Origin of the sequence: Aeromonas sp. FDAARGOS 1402 (assembly GCF_019046925.1) — a bacterium.
Classification (GTDB): domain Bacteria; phylum Pseudomonadota; class Gammaproteobacteria; order Enterobacterales; family Aeromonadaceae; genus Aeromonas; species Aeromonas caviae.
In genome coordinates, this window is sequence record NZ_CP077201.1 from 1,845,566 (window position 1) to 1,866,568 (window position 21,003).

General features: G+C 61.1%; 19 protein-coding genes and 1 pseudogene. 10 read left to right on the forward strand and 10 right to left on the reverse strand.

Annotation, left to right across the window (positions count from 1 at the left end):
* The first annotated feature begins 7 nt into the window (after positions 1 to 7).
* Complete coding sequence (recD, locus tag I6L32_RS08850; RefSeq protein WP_216944965.1) at positions 8 to 2,077, forward strand: exodeoxyribonuclease V subunit alpha; 2,070 nt, start codon at positions 8 to 10, stop codon at positions 2,075 to 2,077.
* 54 nt (positions 2,078 to 2,131) lie between these two features.
* Entirely contained in the window at positions 2,132 to 2,911 is a 780-nt protein-coding gene (locus I6L32_RS08855) for a hypothetical protein (protein WP_216944966.1), read from the forward strand.
* Between the two features lie 303 nt (positions 2,912 to 3,214).
* Here I6L32_RS08855 and I6L32_RS23655 read toward each other — a convergent pair.
* From I6L32_RS23655 to glnK, 3 genes and pseudogenes are all read right to left on the reverse strand, one after another.
* Positions 3,215 to 3,345 (reverse strand): annotated as a pseudogene (locus I6L32_RS23655) (glyoxalase); the annotation flags it as partial.
* Between the two features lie 106 nt (positions 3,346 to 3,451).
* Positions 3,452 to 4,693 carry an ammonium transporter gene (locus I6L32_RS08860; protein WP_103859063.1) on the reverse strand — a complete coding sequence of 414 codons (1,242 nt, stop codon included), beginning with the start codon at positions 4,691 to 4,693 and terminating at the stop codon, positions 3,452 to 3,454.
* A 25-nt stretch (positions 4,694 to 4,718) separates the two neighbouring features.
* A complete protein-coding gene (gene glnK / locus I6L32_RS08865) occupies positions 4,719 to 5,057 on the reverse strand; it encodes a P-II family nitrogen regulator (RefSeq protein ID WP_010675904.1) in 339 nt (112 codons plus the stop codon).
* Between the two features lie 386 nt (positions 5,058 to 5,443).
* Here glnK and I6L32_RS08870 point away from each other — a divergent pair, with 386 nt between their 5' ends.
* Positions 5,444 to 6,445, forward strand: coding sequence for a sensor domain-containing diguanylate cyclase (locus tag I6L32_RS08870; protein WP_216944967.1), 1,002 nt, complete (start codon positions 5,444 to 5,446; stop codon positions 6,443 to 6,445).
* Positions 6,446 to 6,577: 132 nt separating this feature from the next.
* Positions 6,578 to 6,991, forward strand: a complete 414-nt coding sequence (locus I6L32_RS08875) for a hypothetical protein (RefSeq protein ID WP_010675902.1) — start codon at positions 6,578 to 6,580, stop codon at positions 6,989 to 6,991.
* 62 nt (positions 6,992 to 7,053) lie between these two features.
* Here the strand turns inward: I6L32_RS08875 and I6L32_RS23505 are convergent, their stop codons facing one another.
* Both I6L32_RS23505 and I6L32_RS08885 read right to left on the reverse strand, forming a co-directional pair.
* Complete coding sequence (locus I6L32_RS23505; RefSeq protein ID WP_216944968.1) at positions 7,054 to 9,048, reverse strand: methyl-accepting chemotaxis protein; 1,995 nt, start codon at positions 9,046 to 9,048, stop codon at positions 7,054 to 7,056.
* Positions 9,049 to 9,417: 369 nt separating this feature from the next.
* Positions 9,418 to 9,774 (reverse strand): hypothetical protein, encoded by a 357-nt coding sequence (locus tag I6L32_RS08885; protein ID WP_010675900.1) that lies wholly within the window; start codon positions 9,772 to 9,774, stop codon positions 9,418 to 9,420.
* Positions 9,775 to 9,973: 199 nt separating this feature from the next.
* Here I6L32_RS08885 and I6L32_RS08890 point away from each other — a divergent pair, with 199 nt between their 5' ends.
* Both I6L32_RS08890 and I6L32_RS08895 read left to right on the forward strand, forming a co-directional pair.
* A complete protein-coding gene (locus I6L32_RS08890; protein ID WP_010675899.1) occupies positions 9,974 to 10,696 on the forward strand; it encodes a response regulator in 723 nt (240 codons plus the stop codon).
* A 7-nt stretch (positions 10,697 to 10,703) separates the two neighbouring features.
* On the forward strand, positions 10,704 to 12,089 hold the full coding sequence (locus tag I6L32_RS08895; protein ID WP_216944969.1) for an ATP-binding protein: 1,386 nt from the start codon (positions 10,704 to 10,706) through the stop codon (positions 12,087 to 12,089).
* Positions 12,090 to 12,265: 176 nt separating this feature from the next.
* On the opposite strand, the gene I6L32_RS08900 is transcribed toward I6L32_RS08895, so the two are convergent.
* Positions 12,266 to 12,478: an RNA chaperone/antiterminator CspA gene (locus I6L32_RS08900; RefSeq protein WP_042078672.1), complete on the reverse strand. Its 213-nt coding sequence runs from the start codon at positions 12,476 to 12,478 to the stop codon at positions 12,266 to 12,268.
* 391 nt (positions 12,479 to 12,869) lie between these two features.
* Positions 12,870 to 13,154 (reverse strand): DUF3811 domain-containing protein, encoded by a 285-nt coding sequence (yjbD, locus tag I6L32_RS08905; protein ID WP_042879473.1) that lies wholly within the window; start codon positions 13,152 to 13,154, stop codon positions 12,870 to 12,872.
* A 295-nt stretch (positions 13,155 to 13,449) separates the two neighbouring features.
* Here yjbD and I6L32_RS23510 point away from each other — a divergent pair, with 295 nt between their 5' ends.
* Entirely contained in the window at positions 13,450 to 13,572 is a 123-nt protein-coding gene (locus I6L32_RS23510; RefSeq protein WP_010675895.1) for a hypothetical protein, read from the forward strand.
* 46 nt (positions 13,573 to 13,618) lie between these two features.
* On the opposite strand, the gene I6L32_RS08910 is transcribed toward I6L32_RS23510, so the two are convergent.
* Together I6L32_RS08910 and I6L32_RS08915 are read right to left on the reverse strand one after the other, a co-directional pair.
* On the reverse strand, positions 13,619 to 14,389 hold the full coding sequence (locus I6L32_RS08910) for an ABC transporter substrate-binding protein (RefSeq protein ID WP_201927675.1): 771 nt from the start codon (positions 14,387 to 14,389) through the stop codon (positions 13,619 to 13,621).
* 161 nt (positions 14,390 to 14,550) lie between these two features.
* Positions 14,551 to 15,120: a single-stranded DNA-binding protein gene (locus tag I6L32_RS08915; protein WP_010674212.1), complete on the reverse strand. Its 570-nt coding sequence runs from the start codon at positions 15,118 to 15,120 to the stop codon at positions 14,551 to 14,553.
* A gap of 517 nt (positions 15,121 to 15,637) precedes the next feature.
* On the opposite strand from I6L32_RS08915, the gene I6L32_RS08920 reads away from it, so the two are divergent.
* The 3 genes from I6L32_RS08920 (at position 15,638) to I6L32_RS08930 (ending at position 20,537) form a co-directional block, all read left to right on the forward strand.
* Positions 15,638 to 16,276 carry a LuxR C-terminal-related transcriptional regulator gene (locus I6L32_RS08920; protein ID WP_080944112.1) on the forward strand — a complete coding sequence of 213 codons (639 nt, stop codon included), beginning with the start codon at positions 15,638 to 15,640 and terminating at the stop codon, positions 16,274 to 16,276.
* A gap of 92 nt (positions 16,277 to 16,368) precedes the next feature.
* Positions 16,369 to 19,197 carry an excinuclease ABC subunit UvrA gene (uvrA, locus tag I6L32_RS08925; protein WP_039040117.1) on the forward strand — a complete coding sequence of 943 codons (2,829 nt, stop codon included), beginning with the start codon at positions 16,369 to 16,371 and terminating at the stop codon, positions 19,195 to 19,197.
* 137 nt (positions 19,198 to 19,334) lie between these two features.
* Entirely contained in the window at positions 19,335 to 20,537 is a 1,203-nt protein-coding gene (locus tag I6L32_RS08930) for an ISL3-like element ISAeme19 family transposase (RefSeq protein ID WP_084865641.1), read from the forward strand.
* A gap of 88 nt (positions 20,538 to 20,625) precedes the next feature.
* Here I6L32_RS08930 and I6L32_RS23515 read toward each other — a convergent pair whose 3' ends face one another.
* Positions 20,626 to 20,751: a hypothetical protein gene (locus I6L32_RS23515; protein ID WP_010674215.1), complete on the reverse strand. Its 126-nt coding sequence runs from the start codon at positions 20,749 to 20,751 to the stop codon at positions 20,626 to 20,628.
* Between the last annotated feature and the right edge of the window lie 252 nt (positions 20,752 to 21,003).

The window sequence follows — 21,003 nt, forward strand, 5'->3', positions numbered from 1 at the left end:
GGGCGAGATGAAGGGCGAAACCATGATAGAGCGGCTGAAAGCCTTGGCGCTGGCGGGGCGCATCCGCCAGCTTGACCTGCAATTTGCCAGGTTGGTGGCCGACCTTGGCGGCAGCCCCGAGCTGGTGCTGGGGGCCGCGCTCGCCTGCCATGAGCTGGGGCGCGGCCATGTCTGCCTGCCGCTGGCGATGCTCGCTCAGGGCGGTGACGGACAGGGATCCTCGCGCCCCTTCGGGCTGGATCCGGATCAGAGCCGGGATCTGCTGGCGGATCTCGCGGATCCCGCGAGCTGGCCCGCCCTCTTTGCGGCCAGCCCCCTGGTGGGGAGCGAACAGGAGGAGGGAGAGCCCCCCCGCTGGCCCCTGCGGCTCTGGGGGGATCGCCTCTACCTCACCCGCTACCACGACTTTGAGCTGGGGGTGGCCCGCCACCTGAGCGCCTTGAGTGAACGGGCCGAATGGCCGGAGATTGCCCCGGCCCTGTCGCGCCTCTTTGCCCGCGACTACGGCCTGGTGTTCGGGGCCCTGCTCAAGGCCCGCCTCGCGCCGGATTTCTCCGTCCGCCACTTTGTGGAGAAGTACCTGGATCTGGTCTTCCCCCATGAGGTGGAGTGGCCGGCCGTGGAGACCCTGCTAAAAAGCGCCCAGGCGGCCAGCGAGCTGGAGCGGCTGGATACCCTGGTGCCCGAGGCGCTCTGCTGCAACGGCCAGAAGCTGGCGGCGGCCACGGCGGCGGCGCGCCCCTTCGCGGTCATCTCCGGCGGCCCCGGCACCGGCAAGACCACCACGGTGGCCAAGCTCCTCGCCATCCTGGTGGAGACCGGCCTGCAAGGGGGCAAGGCCCCGGCGATCCGGCTGGTGGCCCCCACCGGCAAGGCGGCGGCGCGTCTGACCGAGAGTATCGGCGCTGCCCTGCAGGCCCTGGATCTGCCCCCCGAGTGGGTGGAGGCCATCCCCACGGAGGCGGGCACCCTGCACCGGCTGCTTGGGGTCATTCCGGGGCGCAGCCAGTTCCGCCATCACAGAGGCAACCCGCTGCACCTCGACCTGCTGGTGGTGGACGAGGCCTCCATGGTGGACCTGCCCATGATGGCGCGCCTGCTGGATGCGCTGCCGAGCCACGCCCGCCTCATCCTGCTCGGCGACAAGGATCAGCTCGCCTCGGTGGAGGCGGGGGCCGTGCTCGGGGATATCTGCAGCTTTATCGAACAGGGCATCAGCCCCGCGCAGGCACACTGGCTCTCCCGCCAGACCGGCTATCGCCTGCAAGGCACGCCAGCGGGGGCCAGCGTGCGCGACAGCCTCTGTTTGCTCTCCAAGAGCTGGCGCTTTGACCAGCATTCTGGCATCGGCCAGTTGGCGCGGGCCTGCAACAGCGGCGACGGGGCGGCGGTGGAGGCGGTCTGGGGCGCAGGATTTGGCGACATCCGCCTGCACCCCTGGGCGGGGGAGGCTTACGACGCCTTGATTGCCGAGGGGGTCGCCGGTTACGGCAGCTACCTCAAGGCGGCCCGGGCCGGAGAGGATCCGGCGGCGGTGTTCAAGGCGTTCAACGGCTTCCAGATCCTCTGCGCCCTGCGGGATGGCCCCTTCGGGGTGACGGGGCTCAACGAGCGGCTCGAACTGGCCCTCGCCAAGGCAGGGCTGATCCAGCGTGACGGCGACTGGTATGCGGGCCGCCCGGTGATGGTGGTGCGCAACGACCACGGGGTCGGCCTCTACAACGGCGACATGGGGCTCTGTCTGCCCGATGACACCGGCCGCCTCAAGGTGTGGTTCGAGCAGCCGGACGGTACCCTGCGGGCTTTGCTGCCCAGCCGGTTGCCCCCCCACGAGACCGTCTACGCCATGACCATCCACAAATCCCAGGGCTCGGAGTTTGCCCATACCGTGCTGGTGCTGCCCGACAGCCCCAGCCCCCTGCTGACCCGCGAGCTGGTCTACACCGGCATCACCCGCGCCAAGGCCCGCCTCGATCTCTACGGCGATCGCGCCCTGCTGGCACAGGCCGTGCGGAAAAAGACCGAGCGATATTCCGGATTGGCGGAGAGGTTGGGGGGAAGCGATAGAATGGAATGACAGTTATCAGTGGTGCTTAGCTAATCGGCGAGACGAATAAATAGAAGGTGAGTAATGTTAATTAATGAAATATTTGATGATGAGTTTACGAAAAGTAGAAGAGGTCTTTTAATAATATTTTCCATCGGTTTTCTTCATCACTTGTTGGGGATAAGCTTCATTGATGCGAAAATATCAATACCAGGTTTGCCGGAAGTAGTTGCATCAACCCCTGGCAACCTAACATTTGCGTACATTATGTTTACTTTGTACGCAACATATCGCTATGTGTTGAACTCAGGGAAACAATTCTCGGAAGTATGTCGATTGTCGTTCTCTTGGGGGGTGGGCAATTTTCTTGCCCGATGGGTATTTTCAAAAATACTTACCGACGATAATTATATTGTCATTGATGAGGAAATGGATGCATCGAATAATATCGTGAGAATTAAATCGTATGAGGAACAAGGTTTTATTGCATATATAATAGGGTTTAAATTAGATGGATTTGTATTGGAACACTGTTGGATTAAATTAAGCCCAACATCCTCACCTCAACCAAAAGCAATAGTAAAATCATTAAAGGATATGTGGGGGTTTTATGAGAATTCAGATGACCTATCCAATGATGAAAGATCAGCCGGTTATATTCAATATTCATCCCATAGAATAAGATCAATGAAGATTAGATTTACAATGTATCTAATAATCGCTATGTCTAACTTTACTTGCCTTTTTCGTAAGCCGAGGTCATTTGATTATTGGACGCCAGTTATACTAAATATTGCTCTGCTTGTTTGGCTATGTTATGAGAAAATGATTTTTATATCTCTATTTCACATCTCTACTTCCTAGATAATATTTTATGTGTTTTATTTTCATATGCTTTCAGATTCTTCTCAGTAACGCAGGCTGTGGCTGAGCCTGCGAAGCCCAACGTTTACTGCGAAATCTCTTTTTTCCGCCCCTCATCCCCGACCCTTCTCCCGCAAGGGGAGAAGGGAGAAAACACGTCGTCCGATTACGCTTCGCTAATCGAACCTACGTGGCTGATGGTATTGCCGTTAACCGAACCGGTGTGGTGAGCGATCATATCCCCGGTGCCGCTTTATCCCCTCTCCCGTTGGGAGAGGGCAGGGTGAGGGGAGCACTCAGGGATTAGATGGTCAGCTCCAGCCGGTTGCCTTCCGGGTCGAGGAAGGTACTTTCGTAATAGCCGTCGCCGGTCCAGCGGGGGCCTCCAGGTGTTTGACCTCGGCCCCCTTGAGCAGCTTGAGGTGGGCTGGCACCGAGCCACTACCGCCAGGCGAACCCTCCTGCCTTCACGGGGCGCTGAGCCGCCAAAAAAAAATGGGGCCGAAGGTTTCCCTTCGGCCCCGCACTCAACCTCTCTCGTCAGATGCTGGATTTGACGCTGACAAACTCGGGGTAGGCATCGATGCCGCACTCGTGGACATCCACACCCATCATCTCTTCCTCTTCGCTGACCCGCAGGCCCATGGTGGCCTTGAGCAGGCTCCAGACCACGAGGGAGACGACAAAGACCCAGCCGAAGATGGTGGCAGCACCCAGCAACTGGGCACCGAAGGTGGCGCTCGTGTTGGAGAAAGGCACCACCATCAGGCCGAACAGGCCGCAGACGCCGTGTACCGAGATGGCGCCGACCGGATCATCGATCTTCAGGCGATCGAAGGCGACGATGGCGTAGACCACCAGGGCACCGGCCAGGGCGCCGATCAGGCTGGCGAACAGCGGGCTGGGGGAGGCCGGGTCGGCGGTGATGGCGACCAGACCGCCGAGGGCGCCGTTGAGGATCATGGTGAGATCCGCCTTGCCCCAGGTGAGCTTGCTGACCAGCAGGGCGCCGACCACACCGGCGGCCGCGGCGGCGTTGGTGTTGACGAACACGGTGCCGATGGCGGTGGCATCAGCGGCGCTGGAGAGCGCCAGTTGGGAGCCACCGTTGAAGCCGAACCAGCCCATCCAGAGGATCAGGGTGCCCAGGGTCGCGAGCGGCAGGTTGGAGCCGGGGATGGGGTAGATCTCCCCTTGCTTGCCATATTTGCCGCGACGGGGGCCGAGCAGCAGCACGGCGGCCAGGGCAGCGGCAGCGCCCGCCATGTGGACGATGCCGGAGCCTGCGAAGTCGGAGAAGCCCGCCTCCTTCAGGAAGCCGCCGCCCCAGCTCCAGTAGCCTTCCACGGGGTAGATGAAGCCGGTCATCACCACGCAGAACAGCAGGAAGGACCAGAGCTTCATCCGCTCTGCCACCGCACCTGAGATGATGGAGGTGGCGGTGGCGACGAACACCACCTGGAAGAAGAAGTCGGCGTGCAGGGAGTGGCCCGCGTCGTCCGCCTGGCTGCCCATCAGGCTGCCAAAGCTCGGCAGCCAGCCGCCGGCGCTGTTGTCCACGTACATGATGTTGTAGCCGACCAGCAGGAACATGATGCAGGCGATGGCATAGAGCAGGATGTTCTTGGTCAGGATCTCGGTGGTGTTCTTGGCGCGGACCAGGCCGGCTTCGAGCATGGCGAACCCGGCGGCCATCCACATGACCAGCACGCCGGAGATCAGCAGGTAGAAGGTGTCGAGTGCATAGCGCAGCTCGCTGACGGATGTGATCAACTCTTCCATGTCGTATTCCTCAGTTCCAGTCGTATCAAAGGGCGTCTGCGTCGGTCTCGCCGGTGCGGATGCGCACGGCGGCCTGCAGGTCATAAACGAAGATCTTGCCGTCACCTATCTTGCCGGTGTGGGCAGCCTTGCTGATGGCTTCGATGATCTGCTCGACGTTGTCGGCCAGGGTGGCGATCTCCAGCTTTACCTTGGGCAGGAAATCCACCTGGTATTCGGCACCCCGGTACAGCTCGGTGTGCCCCTTCTGGCGGCCAAACCCCTTGACCTCGGAAACCGTCAGCCCCTCGACGCCGAGGTTGGCGATGGCTTCGCGCACGTCGTCGAGTTTGAACGGCTTGATGATGGCGGTGATTAATTTCATGCAATATCCCCAATCCTTGTGGTTCACCCAGATAAAGGCAAATATTGCGCCAGAAAAGTATTTTTCTTTTTATTCATGCACTTACTTATTAATCGCAACCCTGGTCAGCGAGGCTTGCCCAATATGGGCAGGGCTGCGCCAAAGGTGTGCACCGCCGTGGTGCAATCTGGCCGGCAGAAGAACGGAAGGGAGCGTGACGGCGCGCAAAACTCGAAAGTGTGCGGGCTGCTACTGTTGTTCAACAAGAGGGCTACTTGGCCGATAACCCGTCATGACGGGGTGTCGAGGCCAGTCGCCCCCTTGAAGGCTCGACCGGCAGGCCCGGTTTTCCCGCCAGGTCAACAAGCGGATCCGTGGCGCCGAGTAGCAGAACAAGGAAGGTTTTCATGCTGCATGACAATGAGATGACAAGGCTACCGGCCCTCGACGAGGCCGTGATGAGCGGCATGCTGGAGGTCGTGAGCGACGGTCTCTGGGACTGGAATGCCAACACCGGCTATGTCCATCGCTATCCCGGCTGGTATCAGATGCTGGGATATGAGCCCCACTCCCTCGACAACACCGTCTTCACCTGGGAGAACCTGATCCACCCGGACGATCTGGCGCAGGTCATGGAGAGCTTCGATGCCTGCCTGAGCGGGCGAGCGGCGGACTACCGGGCCGAATACCGCTGCCGTTGCCGTAACGGTGACTACCTCTGGGTGGCGGATTGTGGCCGCATCGTCGCACGCAACCCCGACGGCAGTGTCGCCAGGATGGTGGGGGCACACCGCAACATCCACGCCCAGCGGGAACTCTACGCCAGGCTGGAGCTGCAAAACCGCACCCTGGAGCAGCAGGTGGCACAGCGTACCGCCGAACTGGAGCGGCTCAACCAGGCATTGCAGTTCCAGGTGGAGGAGAACCGCCGCCTGGCGGAGACGGATTCCCTGACCGGCGCGGCCAGCCGCTATCGGCTGGAGCAGGCGGTGCGGCTGGAGCATGAGCGCGCCAAGCGCTTCAAGGAGCCCTTTGCCGTGATCGCCATGGACGTGGACGACTTCAAGCAGATCAACGATCGCCATGGCCACGGGGTGGGGGACCAGACCCTGATCGATATCGTGCAGCTGACCCGGGGCTGCATCCGCGAGATCGATCTGCTGGCCCGCTGGGGGGGGGACGAGTTCATGCTGGTGCTTCCCAATACCCGGTTGCCCGACGCCCGGGTGGTGGCCGAAAAACTGAGGCAGCGCCTGAGCCATGCCAGGGTCAAGGGGATCGAGCCCGTGACCTTGAGTTTCGGGTTGGTGGAGTCCGACCCCGACGAGCAGGTGCCCCATCTGATGGCACGGGTCGACAGGGCGCTCTACCGGGCCAAGCTGGCGGGCAAGGACCAGCTCAGCGGCTGACAAGGGCACTGGTCGGAGCCGCTACGGGGCTTTTCCCCCCCCCGAATACGGCTTGACCAAGGGATTTTCTTGACTCCAATTCATCCCGCTGGTTTCATGCGCGCTCTTTTCATTCTTGCGAGATGTATCTTCATGAAAAAGTCCTTGCTGATTGCCCTGACCGCCCTGCCTCTGGTTGCCCACGCCGGCCTGATGGATTCCCTGACCGACACCGTGACCAGCAGCGTCACCAGCACCGCCAAAGAGATGGCTGGCAACGCCATGGACACCGCTTCCAACGAAGCGATCAAGAAGGCCCTGGACATCAAGGAAGGCGGCTCCAACAAGCAGGCCATCAAGGACAAGCTGGGCGCCCCGGCCAGCACCAAGACCGACGCCGGTCTGGAAGTGTGGACCTATGACCTGGACGCTCTGAACAAGGCCTCCCCGCTGCTGGCCGAGACCACCAAGTCCCTGCTGAAAGACTCCGAAGTGGCCCAGAAGAACGTGGTCATCAAGTTCGAAGGCGAGACCGTGAAGACCCTGAACCTGGCCAACAAGGCCTGAGTCCTGGCAAAGTGAATGAAAAAGGGGCCCGCGGGCCCCTTTTTGCTGTCTGGTGTTCAGGCTCACACCTTGAAGCGGTGTACCAGGGCCAGCAACTGGCGGTTGGACCCCAGCAGGGTGGCGGCGCTTTGCTCCGTGTTGCCGCCGTTCTCCACCAGGAGGTTCAGCATGTCGCGAATGCTCACCATGTTGCGGTTGATCTCCTCGGTCACCCGGCTCTGCTCCTCGGCAGCGGTGGCGATCTGGCTGCTGAGATCGTGGATCTGCACCACGGCGTCGGCCATGGTGTCGAGCCCGCCGGTGACCTGCCCCGTGGTGTCGGCCGCCGCCTGGCAACTGCGCTTGGTCTGCTCCATGGCGACCACGGCCTCGGCGACCCCCTGGGTGAGCCGTGACAACATGCTGCCCACTTCGGCGGTGCTGTTCTGGGTGCGTGCCGCGAGGGCACGCACCTCGTCGGCCACCACCGCGAAGCCCCGGCCCTGTTCACCGGCCCGGGCCGCCTCGATGGCGGCGTTGAGCGCCAGCAGGTTGGTCTGGGCGGCGATGCCGCCGATCACCCCGAGTACGCTGCCGATCTGCTGGGCATCTTCCTGCATCTCCAGCACCTTGGCGGCGGCGAGATCCACCTCGTCGATGAGGGCCATCACGCTGGCGGAGGCTGACCCCACCACCTTGCGGGAGCTGGCCGCCTGACCGTTGGCGGCCTCGGTGAAGCTGGCGGAGTCGTTGGCGTGGCGGGCAACGCTGTCGGCGGTGGAGCTGAGTTCGTTGAGGGCGGTGACGACCTGATCGGTTTCGCTGGCGTGTTCTCCCAGGATCCGCCTGGCCTGCCCGGTCTGCTGATCGAGCTGTGCCAGCTCGCGGGTGATGAGGTCGGTGGCGGCGGTCACCTGCACCATCATCTGTTGCAGGAAGGCGATGAAGCGGTTGACCGACAGGGCGATGTTGTCCAGCTCGTCATGCCCTTTGACCTGGATGCGGGCGGTCAGATCGGCGTCGCCGGCGCTGAGGGCGTCGATGTTGAGCTTGAGGGTCTGCAGGCGGCTGCCAAGCTGGCTGATGGCCAGCACCATGAGCACGAACAGCAGCCCCGCCAGGGGGAGCTGGATGCTCGCCAGGGTGGCGAGCACATCCCGGCTGTCCTGGGTCAGGGTGCGGGTCGGCAGGGCGGCGGCCAGCAGCCAGGGGGTCCCTTCGATGGCCTCCATCAGCAGGGTCTGTTCCTCACCCTGATCCTGGAAGGTGGTGCGCAGCTGCCCCTTGCTCGCATCCTGGCCCAGCAGGCCGCTGATGGCGAGGGCGAAGGGATAGTCGGCGTGGGCGGAGAGGTTGCCGAGCACCACATCCCCGGTCAGACGGGCGTTGCGACTCAGGATCTTGCCGTCAGCCTCGATGATCATCACCTGACCGCCGATCTCCTGCTCTTTCTTGGCCACCAGGTCGTTGAAGAAGCCCAGGGTGACGTCTATGGTCGACACCCCGTAGAGGGCGCCATCCTGGTAGATCCCCATGGCGCAGTTGGTTCTCGGCTGCTGGCTCGCGCCATCCTTGTAGGCGGCGGCCCAGGCACAGACGCCACGGGGCGCCTGCTGACCGGCCTTGTGCCAGGGCTGATCGAAATAGTTGGGCGCCTCTGCCGAGTTCCAGTAGGTGTTGGGAATGAGGGCGTTGGACGCATCCCTGTGGAAGAAGGTGCTGAACTTGGCGCGTCCCGCCTCCCGCTTGTCCGGCAGGGGCCAGATGCCGCCACCGAAGACCATGCCGTTGCCGTACTGGTCGATGAGGGCCGGGAGCTGGGCATCTATCTGCTCGCTCGGCAGTTGTGCCACCAGCTGGGTGATGCTGCGCGACTGGGTCTGCACCCCGTTGAGCTGGTCACGGATGTCGGTCGCTATCTCGCCGACTCGCAGCGCCACGTTCTCCTCCCCCGCTTTTTGCAGGGCGGGGGTGATCCAGATCTGGATGCCGATCACCGTCAGGGCGCACACCAGCGCCATGAAGCCCAGAAAAACGGCGGTATAGCGCCCCTTGATTGTGCCCAGATTCCATCCCATAACGACTCCTGTCCACTGTGTCCGGGATCGTGCCCGCGTCTGTTGTGTGAGGGACCATTATGATTTATTTCGAAAGTGAAACGTTTGTTATCGCTCACATAACATGATGCGGCCAGGCAGGAAAAGGTGAAAAAACTGGGGGGTGGAGACAAAAAAAGGGTGGCTTGCGCCACCCTGTCGTTTTCGCCGGTGTCGGGGCAGGGCCCCGCCGGATCACGGGTCTGCTTCGGCAAACCGCTTCATTACGTCGACTTACTGGTTTGCTTCTGCGAACTGCTTCATCATCTCGACTTACTGGTCTGCTTCGGCAAACGGCTTCATTACTTCGATTTACTGGTTTGCTTCTGCGAACTGCTTCATCACTTCGACTTACTGATTTGCTTCTGCGAACTGCTTCATCACCTCGGCGTGCTTGATCATGCCGTCGGCACGCAGACCAAGGTTCTTCACGAACTCCGCCTTCTTGGCCGGATCTTCAATCTTGTCGTAGCGCTGTTGCAGATGGGCCTGGATCTGTTCCGGGGTCATGTTCTTCATGCGGGCCATCTTGTCGTGGCGGCCGCCATGATGCTTGCCGCCCATCATGCCGGTACCGTCCATGGGGCAACCGGTCGCCGTGGCCTGGGTCGGTTGCGCGGTGGAGACCGCCTCGCTGGCGGCATAGGCGCCCAGCGGCAGGCCGAGGATCAGGGTGGCGGTCAGCAGGGTCTTGGTCAGCTTTTTCATGGGTAACTCCTGTCGGATGTGTACGGGTAGAGGCTCTTTCGCCTTGGTATCCAGTAAACACCGTGGAAGTGTCTGAAATTTGCCAGTAGAAGCCTATTTTGTAGCAGAGTGTGGCACAGGGGCATGCTGGCACACTTTGACACAACCCGCCCGGTTGATTTTCGTATAATCGCCCCAGCCCGATAACGGAGAGATGATGATGAACCAAGGCAGCCCTCATATTCTGGTGGTCGATGACCACAGCGAGATCCGCGATCTGCTCAAGCGCTTTCTGGAGCAGCATGGCATGCGCGTCAGTTGCGCCCGGGATGGCAAGGAGATGAAGCGGCTGCTGGATGAGCGGGAGTTCGACCTGCTGGTGCTGGATCTGATGATGCCGGGGGAGGATGGCCTCACCCTGTGCCGCGAGCTCAGGGTCAAATCCCGCCTGCCGATCATCATGCTTACCGCCATGGGGGAGGAGACGGACCGCATCATCGGCCTGGAGATGGGGGCGGACGACTATCTCTCCAAGCCGTTCAACCCGCGGGAGCTGCTGGCCCGCATCAAGGCGGTGATGCGCCGTACCCAGGCGGAGAGCCTGCCCGTGCCGGAGACCCTGACCCGGGATCTGCGCTTCGATCGCTGGCTGCTCGACGTCAATCGCCGGGAGCTGGTGGACGAGGAGGGGGTGGGGATGAGCCTCTCCACCGCCGAGTTCGATCTGCTCAAGGTGTTTCTGGAGCGGCCCCAGCGGGTGCTGAGCCGGGATCAGTTGCTGGATCTGGCCCGTGGCCGGGAGGCGGTGGCCTTCGATCGCGCCATCGATACCCTGGTGAGCCGACTGCGGCGCAAGCTGGAGCGGGATCCCAAGAATCCCGAGCTCATCAAGACCATCTGGGGTGGCGGTTACCTGTTCGCCGCCGACGTGACCCAGGAGTGAGGCCGTCATGATCAAGCGCGTCTTCGCCAGGCTGCAGCCCAAGGGGTTGACCGGCCAGATAGTGCTGGTGGCCCTGGCGGGGCTGGTACTGATCCAGCTGCTCAGTATCCAGATCTACCGCTCGGACAGGGAGGAGGCCCTCGGTTACGTCAACAGCCGCAACGCCATGCAGCGCATCATCTCCGTGGTGCGCCTGCTCTCCCTCTCTCCTCCTTCCCTCTATCACGAGATCCTCAAGGCGAGCCGCAGCGAGACCCTGCTGCTGCGTCTGGCCGACGAGCCGTTGCAGCCGGACAACCGCAGCCCCCGCTTCGAGAAGCTGGTGCGGGCCAAGCTCGGCTATCCATCCTCCCTGGCGGTGGAGATCAGCGCCGAGCTGAAGCAGGACATCCAGCGCAGCCGGGCCTGGCAGCACCACAACCGCATGATGAAGGATCGCAACGGCATGCCGCCGCCCCAGGACATGCGGCTCTACGGCTCCATCGAACTGCCCAACGGCGGCTGGCTCCAGTTCAGCTCCCTGGTGGACAAGGAGACGGCGAGCTGGTCCTGGCAGACCACCCTCAACCTGCTGCTGGTGGCGAGCCTGGTGATCGGCCTGATGATCTGGCTGTTCCGCCGGGCGACCCGTCCCCTCAAGCAACTGGCGGCCAACGCCGACAGGCTGGGGCGTGGTGAGGACATCGAGCCCCTGCGCGAGGAGGGGCCCACCGAGATCCGCGAGTCCATCCAGGCCTTCAACCGGATGCACACCCGGCTCGATCGCTTCGTGCAGGACAGAACCCGGATGCTGGCCGCCATCTCCCACGACCTGCGCACCCCCATCACCAGCCTGCGGCTGCGCAGCGAGTTTCTGGCGGACGGGGAAGACAAGGATCGCTTCCAGCAGACCCTGCAGCAGATGGAGCAGATGCTGGCGGCGACCCTGAGCTTTGCCCGGGAGGAGGGGCAGCAGGAGGCGACCCGGGAGCTGGATCTGGTCAGCCTGCTGGAGAGCCTGTGTGACGACTATGCCGACATGGGCCAGCCCGTCACCTGCCTGGCCGAGGGCAAGCAGGTCTACGCCTGCCGGGCCAATACTCTGCGCCGGGTACTGCAAAACCTCATCGGCAACGCCATCAAGTACGCAGGGGGGGCCGAGGTCTCGCTGGTGCGTGGTGACGGCGAGTTGCTGATCCTGGTTCGCGATCAGGGACCGGGGATTGCGGAGAGCCAGTTGGAGGAGGTGTTCAAGCCCTTCGTGCGCCTGGATGAAGCCCGCAACACCGAGTCTGGCAGCGTGGGACTGGGGCTCGCCATCGCCCGCACCCTGGTGCACCAGCACGGCGGTGAGCTCAGCCTTCACAATCGCGAGGAGCGGGGGCTGGAGGCGCGGATCAGCCTGCCCCTGTAAGGAACCTGACCAGGAAATGGGGCACCACCAGGGTGCCCTTTTTGCTGCCCGTGGCGAGAGGGAAGCAGGGCAACAGGTCGGCCACCCGGAAACGGGCAACAAAAAACCCGCCGAAGCGGGTTTTTTCAATTCTTGCTGAGGCGCTGCCGATAAACGGAAGGCGGCTCGGGCGTGAATTACAGGCCAGTAACGTTGGCAGCAGCCGGGCCTTTCTGGCCTTGCTCGATGGTGAACTCAACGCGCTGACCTTCTTCCAGGGTTTTGAAACCGTTGGACTGGATGGCGGAGAAGTGAACGAACACGTCTTTGCTGCCGTCAGCCGGGGAGATGAAACCGAAGCCTTTCTCGGCGTTGAAGAACTTTACGGTACCAGTCATTTTGTTGGACATGATAATTTCCTTGAATAGTGATTAGTGAAACGCCATTAGGGTGGCAATCCATGATTTTTCGTCAGAAATACGTATGGGGAGCACTAAAGAAGGAGAATTATCTGGCAAGAATTATCGGGGATAACTGCCTGCACAAATCACTGCTTTAAGATGACTGCCTAACATAATCAGGTCTGAACTACCGAACCATCGAAAACGATTAGAACACGCACATCCCGTCATGGCAATCTTTATCTTGGTATTCATTTCTGACGGTGATGGCTGGATCGGTGTTTTATCCGGATGAGCGTCTGCTGCCAGGCGCCTCCTGCTGCCCTTTTCAGCGTAATGACATCACGCTCTGCCAGCCGCTTTTTTTCAGCAGAGTCTTCTGCGTGCATTCATGCTGCCGTTACCGTCTGCCACGGTATTTGTTGCTGACGGAATCGGACCAGTTGAAGGTGTCGGGCAGTACTTGGGCACTGGCTCGCTCCTTGGCTTTCTCCCGCGCCAGTGCGGAAGCCGCCTTGGCGGCCTGGGCGCGATCGGCGGCGATCTTCTGGCGTCCTGCTTCGCGGATCTTGTTGCGCTCCCCGTTGGTCAGGGTGTGATCAGCATTGGCCTGGGCCTTTTGCACCAGCAGGGCAATCTCGGCTTTCTCGGCCTCGGTCAGATCCTTCATTTCCAGCTTCTTCATGACGCGCTCCTGCGATCGTTGAATGCCCACCCTAACACACATCCATCGGAGACAGGCTGACCATCCGTCCCCGGATGCAAAAAGTGTCGCCCGGTCGTCATTTCCGGGGGAGCACGCTAAGGGAACGCCTGCCTGACAGGCGCTGCCGGGAGGCTGGATCCCGGCGGAAGATTGGGGGTATGCTGAGGCCAGTGCGATCCCCGATCGTCACTGTTGGCGTACTGAAATCCACGATTCGGCTGACATGCTGGAACACCCGTTCCAACTGTCCAGGTAACCTTTTTGGAGTCTGATGATGAGCAACAAAGAACAGCATCACGGCAAAGATGCCAAGAAAAAACCGCAGATGTCACTGAAAGAGAAACGCGAAGCCAAACGTCAGAAAGCAGAGCTGAAAAACGGCAGCGCGATGAAGTAACGCTCCATCCACTGCGGCTCCCCGGAGCCGGTATCAAGCCAGTCCATCATGGGCTGGCTTTTTTGTCTCCGGCAGTAGAGGTGGTGCCATAGGCGGCAAAGATCCGCTCATAGCGCCCGTCCGCCTTCATCTTGGCGAGCTGTCTGTCGAACCATTGCCGGTGGCCCGCCTCGCGAAAGGCGAAGTGGTAGTGAGTCGGGGGGAAGAGATCGTGCTGTCTGACCCTGTCCTTGGGATAGCGGTCGCCCTCCTGGTCATCCCCGAGCAACTGCGCCAGATAGTAGTAGAACACCCGTTGTTCCAGGATCACGGCATCGGTGCGCCCGAGCAGGAGCCGCTGTACCTGTCCCTCCTGCCTCGCCACCTCTTCATAACGGGGATTCTGGTCGACGATGTCGGAGAAGGTCGTTCCCAGGATCTGTCGTGCACGCTGGAAGGCACTGACTCGCAGGGTCTGCAAATCCTTCATGGTGTGGACTGCCGTCGGCGCCAGGGTGAAGACCCGGTTGTGGAAGGTGATCACCGGCTGTGAGAGGTAGGCGCTTTCCAGCATGCCGGGTTTGACGTTGATGATGGCGTCCAGCTTGCCTTCCTCCAGCATCCTGAAGGTGCGCTCCAGGGGAAGATAGACGACCTGCAGCTCATGGGGGCTGCCTGCGAAGGCCTCTCGCATGAGATCGAGTTCAATGCCCCTGTCTTCGTGGCTGATGACATAGGGAGGAATGGCAAAGCTGACTCCCACCCGCAGCGGCTCCGCAGCAAGGTGGCCGCCGAACATCAGCAGGGCGAGGCACAGCAGACGGCTCAAGTGGTTCATGCAGGTTCCCGAAGGGAGAAATCGTCTCGATGATAGCCACAAGCCTGGACGAAGGGGACGTAAAGCGGGGGAAAGTGGCAGCAACATGGTCGTCGGGGGAGGTGAATGCGTCAGAAACAGGTAAAAAAAGGCCCTGATGAATCAGGGCCTGCCGCAGGGGATCAGAACGGAATATCGTCGTCGAAATCCATCGGCGGTTCGTTGTAGACCGGCGGGGCAGATTGTGGCTGCTGGGCCGGACGGCCGTAACCGCCTTGCGGTTGCATGTTCTGCTGCGGGGCAGCAGGACGTTGCATGTTCTGTTGCGGTGCAGCCTGTTGCGGCTGGCCCCAGTTGCCCTGGGATGACTGGCCGCCCATGCCCTGGCCACCGCCCTGCGGACGGCCACCCAGCATCTGCATCACACCGGTGAAGCTGTCGACCAGCACCTCGGTGGTGTAGCGCTCCTGGCCGCTCTGATCCTGCCATTTACGGGTCTGGAGTTTGCCTTCCACATAGACCTGGGAGCCCTTCTTCAGGTACTCGCCGGCCACTTCGGCCAGCTTGCCCATGAAGACGACACGGTGCCATTCGGTGCGCTCTTTCTGCTCACCGGTCTGCTTGTCGCGCCAGGTATCGGAGGTGGCCAGGGTGATGTTAGTCACGGCACCGCCGCTCGGCATGTAGCGCACTTCCGGGTCTTGCCCCAGGTTACCGATCAGAATGACTTTGTTGATGCCTCGACTGGCCATAATCTCTCTTCCACCCTTATGTATACCGGCCAGGCCAGATGCCTGGGCCCATTCAATAATGCGTTTGTTTGCAACGAGATGCGCGCCCTGGCTGGGTGTCATCTCTCTTCAGTGTCCTGGCTGCGCCGGAGCTTGCCGGCAGAGGCGTCATGGATCGGCCGCAGCGTTTGGCCGCCATAGTACCAGTTGGCGGGCATGAGCGCACATCTTCCCTGCCACTGTGGCGTCAATGGATCGCCACAGCCTGAGTAACTTACCCGAGGTAAGGTGTCACCAGCAAGGGGAGGCGGCTGGGGCAGGCTGCGTGAAGAGGGCGGAGCTGTTATGGTGCGCACCGGCACTACTTGACCCCCCAAATGGGGGGGGCGTGCTAGCCAATTGTATTGGCTGGAAAATTGCTGGGCTTCAAAGGAGCCACCGATGCGTCTAATACTTTTTTAATGCTGCAGCCGGGAGGGGGATTGGTACTCTTCCTTGCCAAAAAGCCCCGACTCGAATGTGCAAGGAAGTTCTCTTGATGACGCCCGACTCCCTCCTGGTGCTGATCACCGAAAATAACGCACAAGCCTCCCGTTTCCAGCGTCACCTCAGTGAAGAGCTTGGTCTGCCCATCTTGCTGGTGGGGGAGCTGAATGACCTGCCAGACGTTGCAGAGGGCGCCCCCAAAACCTTGCTGCTGATCGATCTGGACTACCTCAAGTCGACCCAGCAGGAGCTGTGGAGCAATGCCATCTGCCAGCGCTTTGGCGAGGCCAGTGCCGTGTTGCTCAATGCCCCGACCAGCACCAACAAAGAGCTGCTGCTGATGTGGCCCCATACCAGCGGGCTCTTCTTTCGTCAGGACACGCTGGACAGGCTGGTCTTCGGCATCCGCAAGGTGTTGCAGGGGGAGTACTGGATCCCGCGCCACCTGCTGTGCGACCTGGTGGACTACTACCGCAAGGGGAGCGGGCAACCCCTGCGCCAGCAGACGCTGCTGACCGCCCGCGAGCAGGAGATCGTGCGCCACCTGATGACGGGGGCCTCCAACACCGAGATCGCCGACAGCCTGTTCGTGAGCGAACACACCGTCAAATCCCATCTCTACAACGTCTTCAAGAAGCTGAACGTCAAGAACCGGCTGCAGGCGGTGAGCTGGGCCAAGGAGTATCTCTGAGGAAGGGGTACGGAAGGAAAGACTGTCTATTCATCCAGTAGTCTCTATGCCATACTGGCCCGCTCTGGTTCCCGTATCGAGCGCGCAACAAGATGGAAAAAATCGTGATCCGGGGTGCCCGCACCCACAACCTCAAGAACATCAACCTGATCCTGCCACGTGACAAGCTGATCGTGGTCACCGGCCTGTCCGGTTCGGGCAAATCCTCCCTGGCGTTCGATACCCTCTATGCCGAGGGGCAGCGCCGCTATGTGGAATCGCTCTCCGCCTATGCCCGCCAGTTCCTCTCCCTGATGGAGAAGCCGGACGTGGACCACATCGAGGGGCTGTCGCCTGCCATCTCCATCGAGCAGAAGTCCACCTCCCACAACCCGCGCTCGACCGTCGGCACCATCACCGAGATTTACGACTACCTGCGGCTGCTGTTCGCCCGGGTCGGCGAGCCACGCTGCCCGACCCACGCCATTCCGCTCGCGGCCCAGACCATCAGCCAGATGGTGGATCAGGTGCTGGCCCAGCCCGAAGGCGCCAAGCTGATGCTGCTGGCCCCCGTGGTGCGCAACCGCAAGGGGGAGCACACCAAGCTGCTGGAGAACCTGGCGGCCCAGGGTTACATCCGCGCCCGCATCGACGGCGAAGTGTGCGATCTGTCGGATCCTCCCGCCCTGGAGCTGCACAAGAAGCACACCATCGAGGTGGTGGTGGATCGCTTCAAGGTGCGCGATGACCTGGCGCTGCGCCTGGCCGAATCGTTCGAAACGGCGCTGACTCTCTCCGGCGGCATCGTGCTGGTGGTGCCGATGGACGGGGAGGATGGGGTTGCCCCCATGACCTTCTCCGCCAACTTCGCCTGCCCCGAGTGCGGTTACTCCATGTCGGAGCTGGAGCCCCGGATCTTCTCCTTCAACAACCCGGCGGGGGCCTGCCCCACCTGTGACGGTCTCGGGGTGCAGCAGTATTTCGATCCCGCCAAGCTCATCCATGATCCGGGCCAGAGCCTGGCCGGCGGCGCCATCCGTGGTTGGGACAAACGCAGCTTCTACTACTTCCAGATGCTCAAATCCCTGGCCGATCACTACAAGTTCGACCTGGAGACCCCCTGGGAGGATCTGCCGCTCAAGACCCAGGAGGTGATCCTGCGTGGTTCCGGGCGCACCGAGATCGAGTTCCGCTACATGAATGACCGCGGCGACGTGGTGGTGCGCAAGCACCCGTTCGAGGGGATCCTGCACAACATGGAGCGCCGCTACCGGGAGACCGAATCCAACGCGGTGCGGGAAGAACTGGCCAAATACATCGCCAACAAGTCCTGTACCAGTTGCGGTGGCAGCCGACTGCGGGAAGAAGCCCGCCACGTCTTCGTGGACAATCGCAACCTGCCCGCCATCGCCGAGCAGTCCATCGGCGATGCCCTGGCCTTCTTCGAAGGGTTGAACCTGTCCGGTCAGCGTGCCCAGATAGCGGACAAGATCCTCAAGGAGATCGTCGAGCGGCTCGGCTTCCTGGTGAACGTCGGCCTCAACTATCTGAGCCTGTCGCGCAGCGCCGAGACCCTCTCCGGCGGCGAGGCGCAGCGGATCCGGCTGGCCAGCCAGATCGGGGCTGGCCTGGTGGGGGTCATGTACGTGCTGGACGAGCCCTCCATCGGTCTGCATCAGCGTGACAACGAGCGGCTGCTCAAGACCCTGACTCACCTGCGTGATCTCGGCAACACCGTGATCGTGGTGGAGCACGATGAGGATGCCATTCGCCTCGCCGACCATGTGCTCGACATCGGTCCGGGGGCTGGCGTGCACGGCGGTGCCATCGTCGCCCAGGGGACGCCGGAGGAGATCATCGCGAACCCCGAGTCCCTGACCGGTGACTACCTCTCCGGGCGCAAGCAGATCGCCATCCCGGCCGAGCGCACCCCGCTCACCGGCAAGTGGCTGAAATTGAAAGGGGCGAGCGGCAACAACCTGCGCAACGTCAACCTGGATCTGCCCATCGGCGTGATGACCTGCGTCACCGGCGTCTCCGGTTCCGGCAAGTCGACCCTGATCAATGACACCCTGTTCCGCATCGCCCACCGCGAGCTGAACAAGGCCACCGAGTCCACGCCTGCGCCCTATCGCAGCGTCGAGGGGCTGGAGCATCTGGACAAGGTGGTGGATATCGACCAGAGCCCCATCGGCCGCACCCCGCGCTCCAACCCGGCCACCTACACCGGCCTGTTCACCCCGATCCGCGAGCTGCTCTCCGGCACCCAGGAGGCGCGTTCCCGTGGCTACCAGCCGGGCCGCTTCTCCTTCAACGTGAAGGGGGGACGCTGCGAGGCGTGCCAGGGGGACGGGGTCATCAAGGTGGAGATGCACTTCCTGCCGGACGTCTACGTGCCGTGCGACGTCTGCAAGGGCAAGCGCTACAACCGCGAGACCCTGGAGGTGAAGTACAAGGGCAAGAACATCCACGAAATCCTCGAGATGACGGTGGAAGATGCCCGTGCCTTCTTCGATCCGGTGCCGGCGGTGGCGCGCAAGCTGCAGACCCTGATGGACGTGGGCCTCTCCTACATCCGGCTCGGTCAGTCCGCCACCACGCTCTCTGGCGGCGAGGCGCAGCGGGTCAAGCTGGCGCGGGAGCTCTCCAAGCGGGACACCGGCCAGACCCTCTATATTCTGGACGAACCGACCACGGGGCTGCACTTCCACGATATCCAGCAGTTGCTCAAGGTACTGCACCAACTGCGGGATCGGGGCAACACCATCGTCATCATCGAGCACAACCTGGACGTCATCAAAACCGCGGACTGGATCGTTGATCTGGGCCCGGAAGGGGGCGCTGGTGGTGGCCGTATTCTGGTGACGGGTACGCCTGAGGAGATGAGCCGTTGCAAGGAGTCCCACACGGCGCGCTTCCTCGCTCCTCTACTGGAGAAATAAGCGTCACTCGAGAAAAAGGGGCCAGGGCCCCTTTTTTGTGGTTCTTCGCGGGATCTTGGGGAAGTGGAAGTTGACAGACAGGGTGCTGGTAAACTGGCTGTCTCCAAACACACCACCACCATCACCCTGCTGTCGCCGTGCATCATATTGATATTGCCTCCTTCTGGCCAGGTTATACCGTCATCGCCCAAGCGCTTTCTGCCAACCATCACACCCTGTTTACCCTTGAGCCTCGCGCCGACCTGTTGCCCCGTTGTCGCCGATGCCTGCAACCCACGCCATTGATCCACGACCAACGTATCCGCCGGGTGCGTGAGCGAGACCTATTTGACCGACAAGTCTGGTTACAACTGCCTGTTCGCCGCGTCGACTGTCTGCGCTGTGGTCGCGTCAGTGAACATATCGACTGGCTCCCCTCTGGCTCCCGCCTCACCCGGCGCATGCAGTGCTGGATTGAAGCGCTCGTTCAGTACCTCCCCATCCGCCATGTCAGCCAGCTCACCGGGGTCGGTTGGCACACCATCAAGGAGATCGACAAGCGCCGTTTGCAGACCAGTGTGGGCACCATCGAACTTGGGGAGGTGCGGCGGCTGGTGATGGATGAGTTTGCCCTGCACAAGGGACACCGCTATGCCACCGTGATCATGGATGCCGAGCGAACCCGCGTCCTGTGGGTGGGGCACGGCAACAGCCGGGCCGCTATCCGTCCCTTCTTCGAGCAGCTCGGCGAGCGATGCCAGCAGATTGAGGCGGTGGCGATGGACATGAACACGGCGTTCGACCTGGAGGTGAAGCAACACTGCCCGCAGGCGGAGGTGGTCTACGACCTGTTCCACGTGGTGGCTCGCTATGGCCGAGAGGTGGTGGACCGGGTGCGAGTGGAGCAGGCGAATGCACTGAAAAGCGATAAACCGGCGCGAAAAGTGGTCAAAAGTGCGCGTTGGTTGCTGCTACGTAATCGGGCGAAGCTGAGTGAAAAACAGGATGTGAAGTTGCAGGAGCTGTTGGCGGCGAATCAACCGCTGGCGATGGTGTACGTGCTGAAAGAGGCGTTGAAGGGCATCTGGTATGCGCCGAGCGTGTGGGAAGGATGGCGACGATGGCGGAGCTGGATGCGGCAGGTGAAGGAAAGCGGGCTAGCGCCGCTGCAACGATTTGGTCGAAATTTATCGAAATATATGCGGGGGATCCTGGCGAGTGCAAACTACCCGATGCACACGAGTGTGCTGGAAGGGGTGAACAACAAGATCAAAGTGATAAAGCGTATGGCATATGGATTTAGGGACTCAGAATACTTTTTTCTGAAAATCAAGGCGGCCTTCCCCGGAAAGCCGCGATGAACCTTTTTTGTTGGCCGGTGGGCGAGGTGCGCCGGTCTGGCGCCCGGCCAGGGATGAGAGGGAGAAAAGAGGGACTCGTCCGGCAGACTCAGTGTGTCAGCATCAGGAAGGCGAGGGCAAACAGGAAACCCAGCAGAATGAAGAGGAAGGAACCTATCCCCCAGATGGCGGCAAGAATGCCGAGAATTTTGTCTTTGCGTGTCTGTGGTTTCATAAAATTCAAATTACAGCGTGGTTACATCGCATTAATAAAATACGCCCAGGGGCATAATTAAACAACAATTGAAAGGTGATATGAAGGTGTTTAAGGTGTATTTAATTGGTATTTTACATTTCATGATGATGCGGTAATTTAAGGCATCATCATGTATTTGAATGACTTTTTATTTTCATCTGCGGTTTGACTGCCCAATCAAAGCTGCCGTGTACATCTATCTATTTCTTGATAACTATTGAGCTAAATCAA

Coding starts and splice junctions, on each gene's coding strand:
- I6L32_RS08895 (WP_216944969.1), top strand. CDS start 10,704: ATGATCAAGCGCGTCTTCGCCAGGCTGCAGCCCAAGGGGTTGACCGGC.
- I6L32_RS08860 (WP_103859063.1), bottom strand. CDS start 4,693: ATGGAAGAGTTGATCACATCCGTCAGCGAGCTGCGCTATGCACTCGAC.
- yjbD (WP_042879473.1), bottom strand. CDS start 13,154: ATGAAGAAGCTGGAAATGAAGGATCTGACCGAGGCCGAGAAAGCCGAG.
- I6L32_RS23510 (WP_010675895.1), top strand. CDS start 13,450: ATGAGCAACAAAGAACAGCATCACGGCAAAGATGCCAAGAAAAAACCG.
- I6L32_RS08855 (WP_216944966.1), top strand. CDS start 2,132: ATGTTAATTAATGAAATATTTGATGATGAGTTTACGAAAAGTAGAAGA.
- I6L32_RS23515 (WP_010674215.1), bottom strand. CDS start 20,751: ATGAAACCACAGACACGCAAAGACAAAATTCTCGGCATTCTTGCCGCC.
- I6L32_RS08870 (WP_216944967.1), top strand. CDS start 5,444: ATGCTGCATGACAATGAGATGACAAGGCTACCGGCCCTCGACGAGGCC.
- I6L32_RS08910 (WP_201927675.1), bottom strand. CDS start 14,389: ATGAACCACTTGAGCCGTCTGCTGTGCCTCGCCCTGCTGATGTTCGGC.
- glnK (WP_010675904.1), bottom strand. CDS start 5,057: ATGAAATTAATCACCGCCATCATCAAGCCGTTCAAACTCGACGACGTG.
- recD (WP_216944965.1), top strand. CDS start 8: ATGAAGGGCGAAACCATGATAGAGCGGCTGAAAGCCTTGGCGCTGGCG.
- I6L32_RS08875 (WP_010675902.1), top strand. CDS start 6,578: ATGAAAAAGTCCTTGCTGATTGCCCTGACCGCCCTGCCTCTGGTTGCC.
- I6L32_RS08890 (WP_010675899.1), top strand. CDS start 9,974: ATGAACCAAGGCAGCCCTCATATTCTGGTGGTCGATGACCACAGCGAG.
- I6L32_RS23505 (WP_216944968.1), bottom strand. CDS start 9,048: ATGGGATGGAATCTGGGCACAATCAAGGGGCGCTATACCGCCGTTTTT.
- I6L32_RS08885 (WP_010675900.1), bottom strand. CDS start 9,774: ATGAAAAAGCTGACCAAGACCCTGCTGACCGCCACCCTGATCCTCGGC.
- I6L32_RS08900 (WP_042078672.1), bottom strand. CDS start 12,478: ATGTCCAACAAAATGACTGGTACCGTAAAGTTCTTCAACGCCGAGAAA.
- uvrA (WP_039040117.1), top strand. CDS start 16,369: ATGGAAAAAATCGTGATCCGGGGTGCCCGCACCCACAACCTCAAGAAC.
- I6L32_RS08920 (WP_080944112.1), top strand. CDS start 15,638: ATGACGCCCGACTCCCTCCTGGTGCTGATCACCGAAAATAACGCACAA.
- I6L32_RS08915 (WP_010674212.1), bottom strand. CDS start 15,120: ATGGCCAGTCGAGGCATCAACAAAGTCATTCTGATCGGTAACCTGGGG.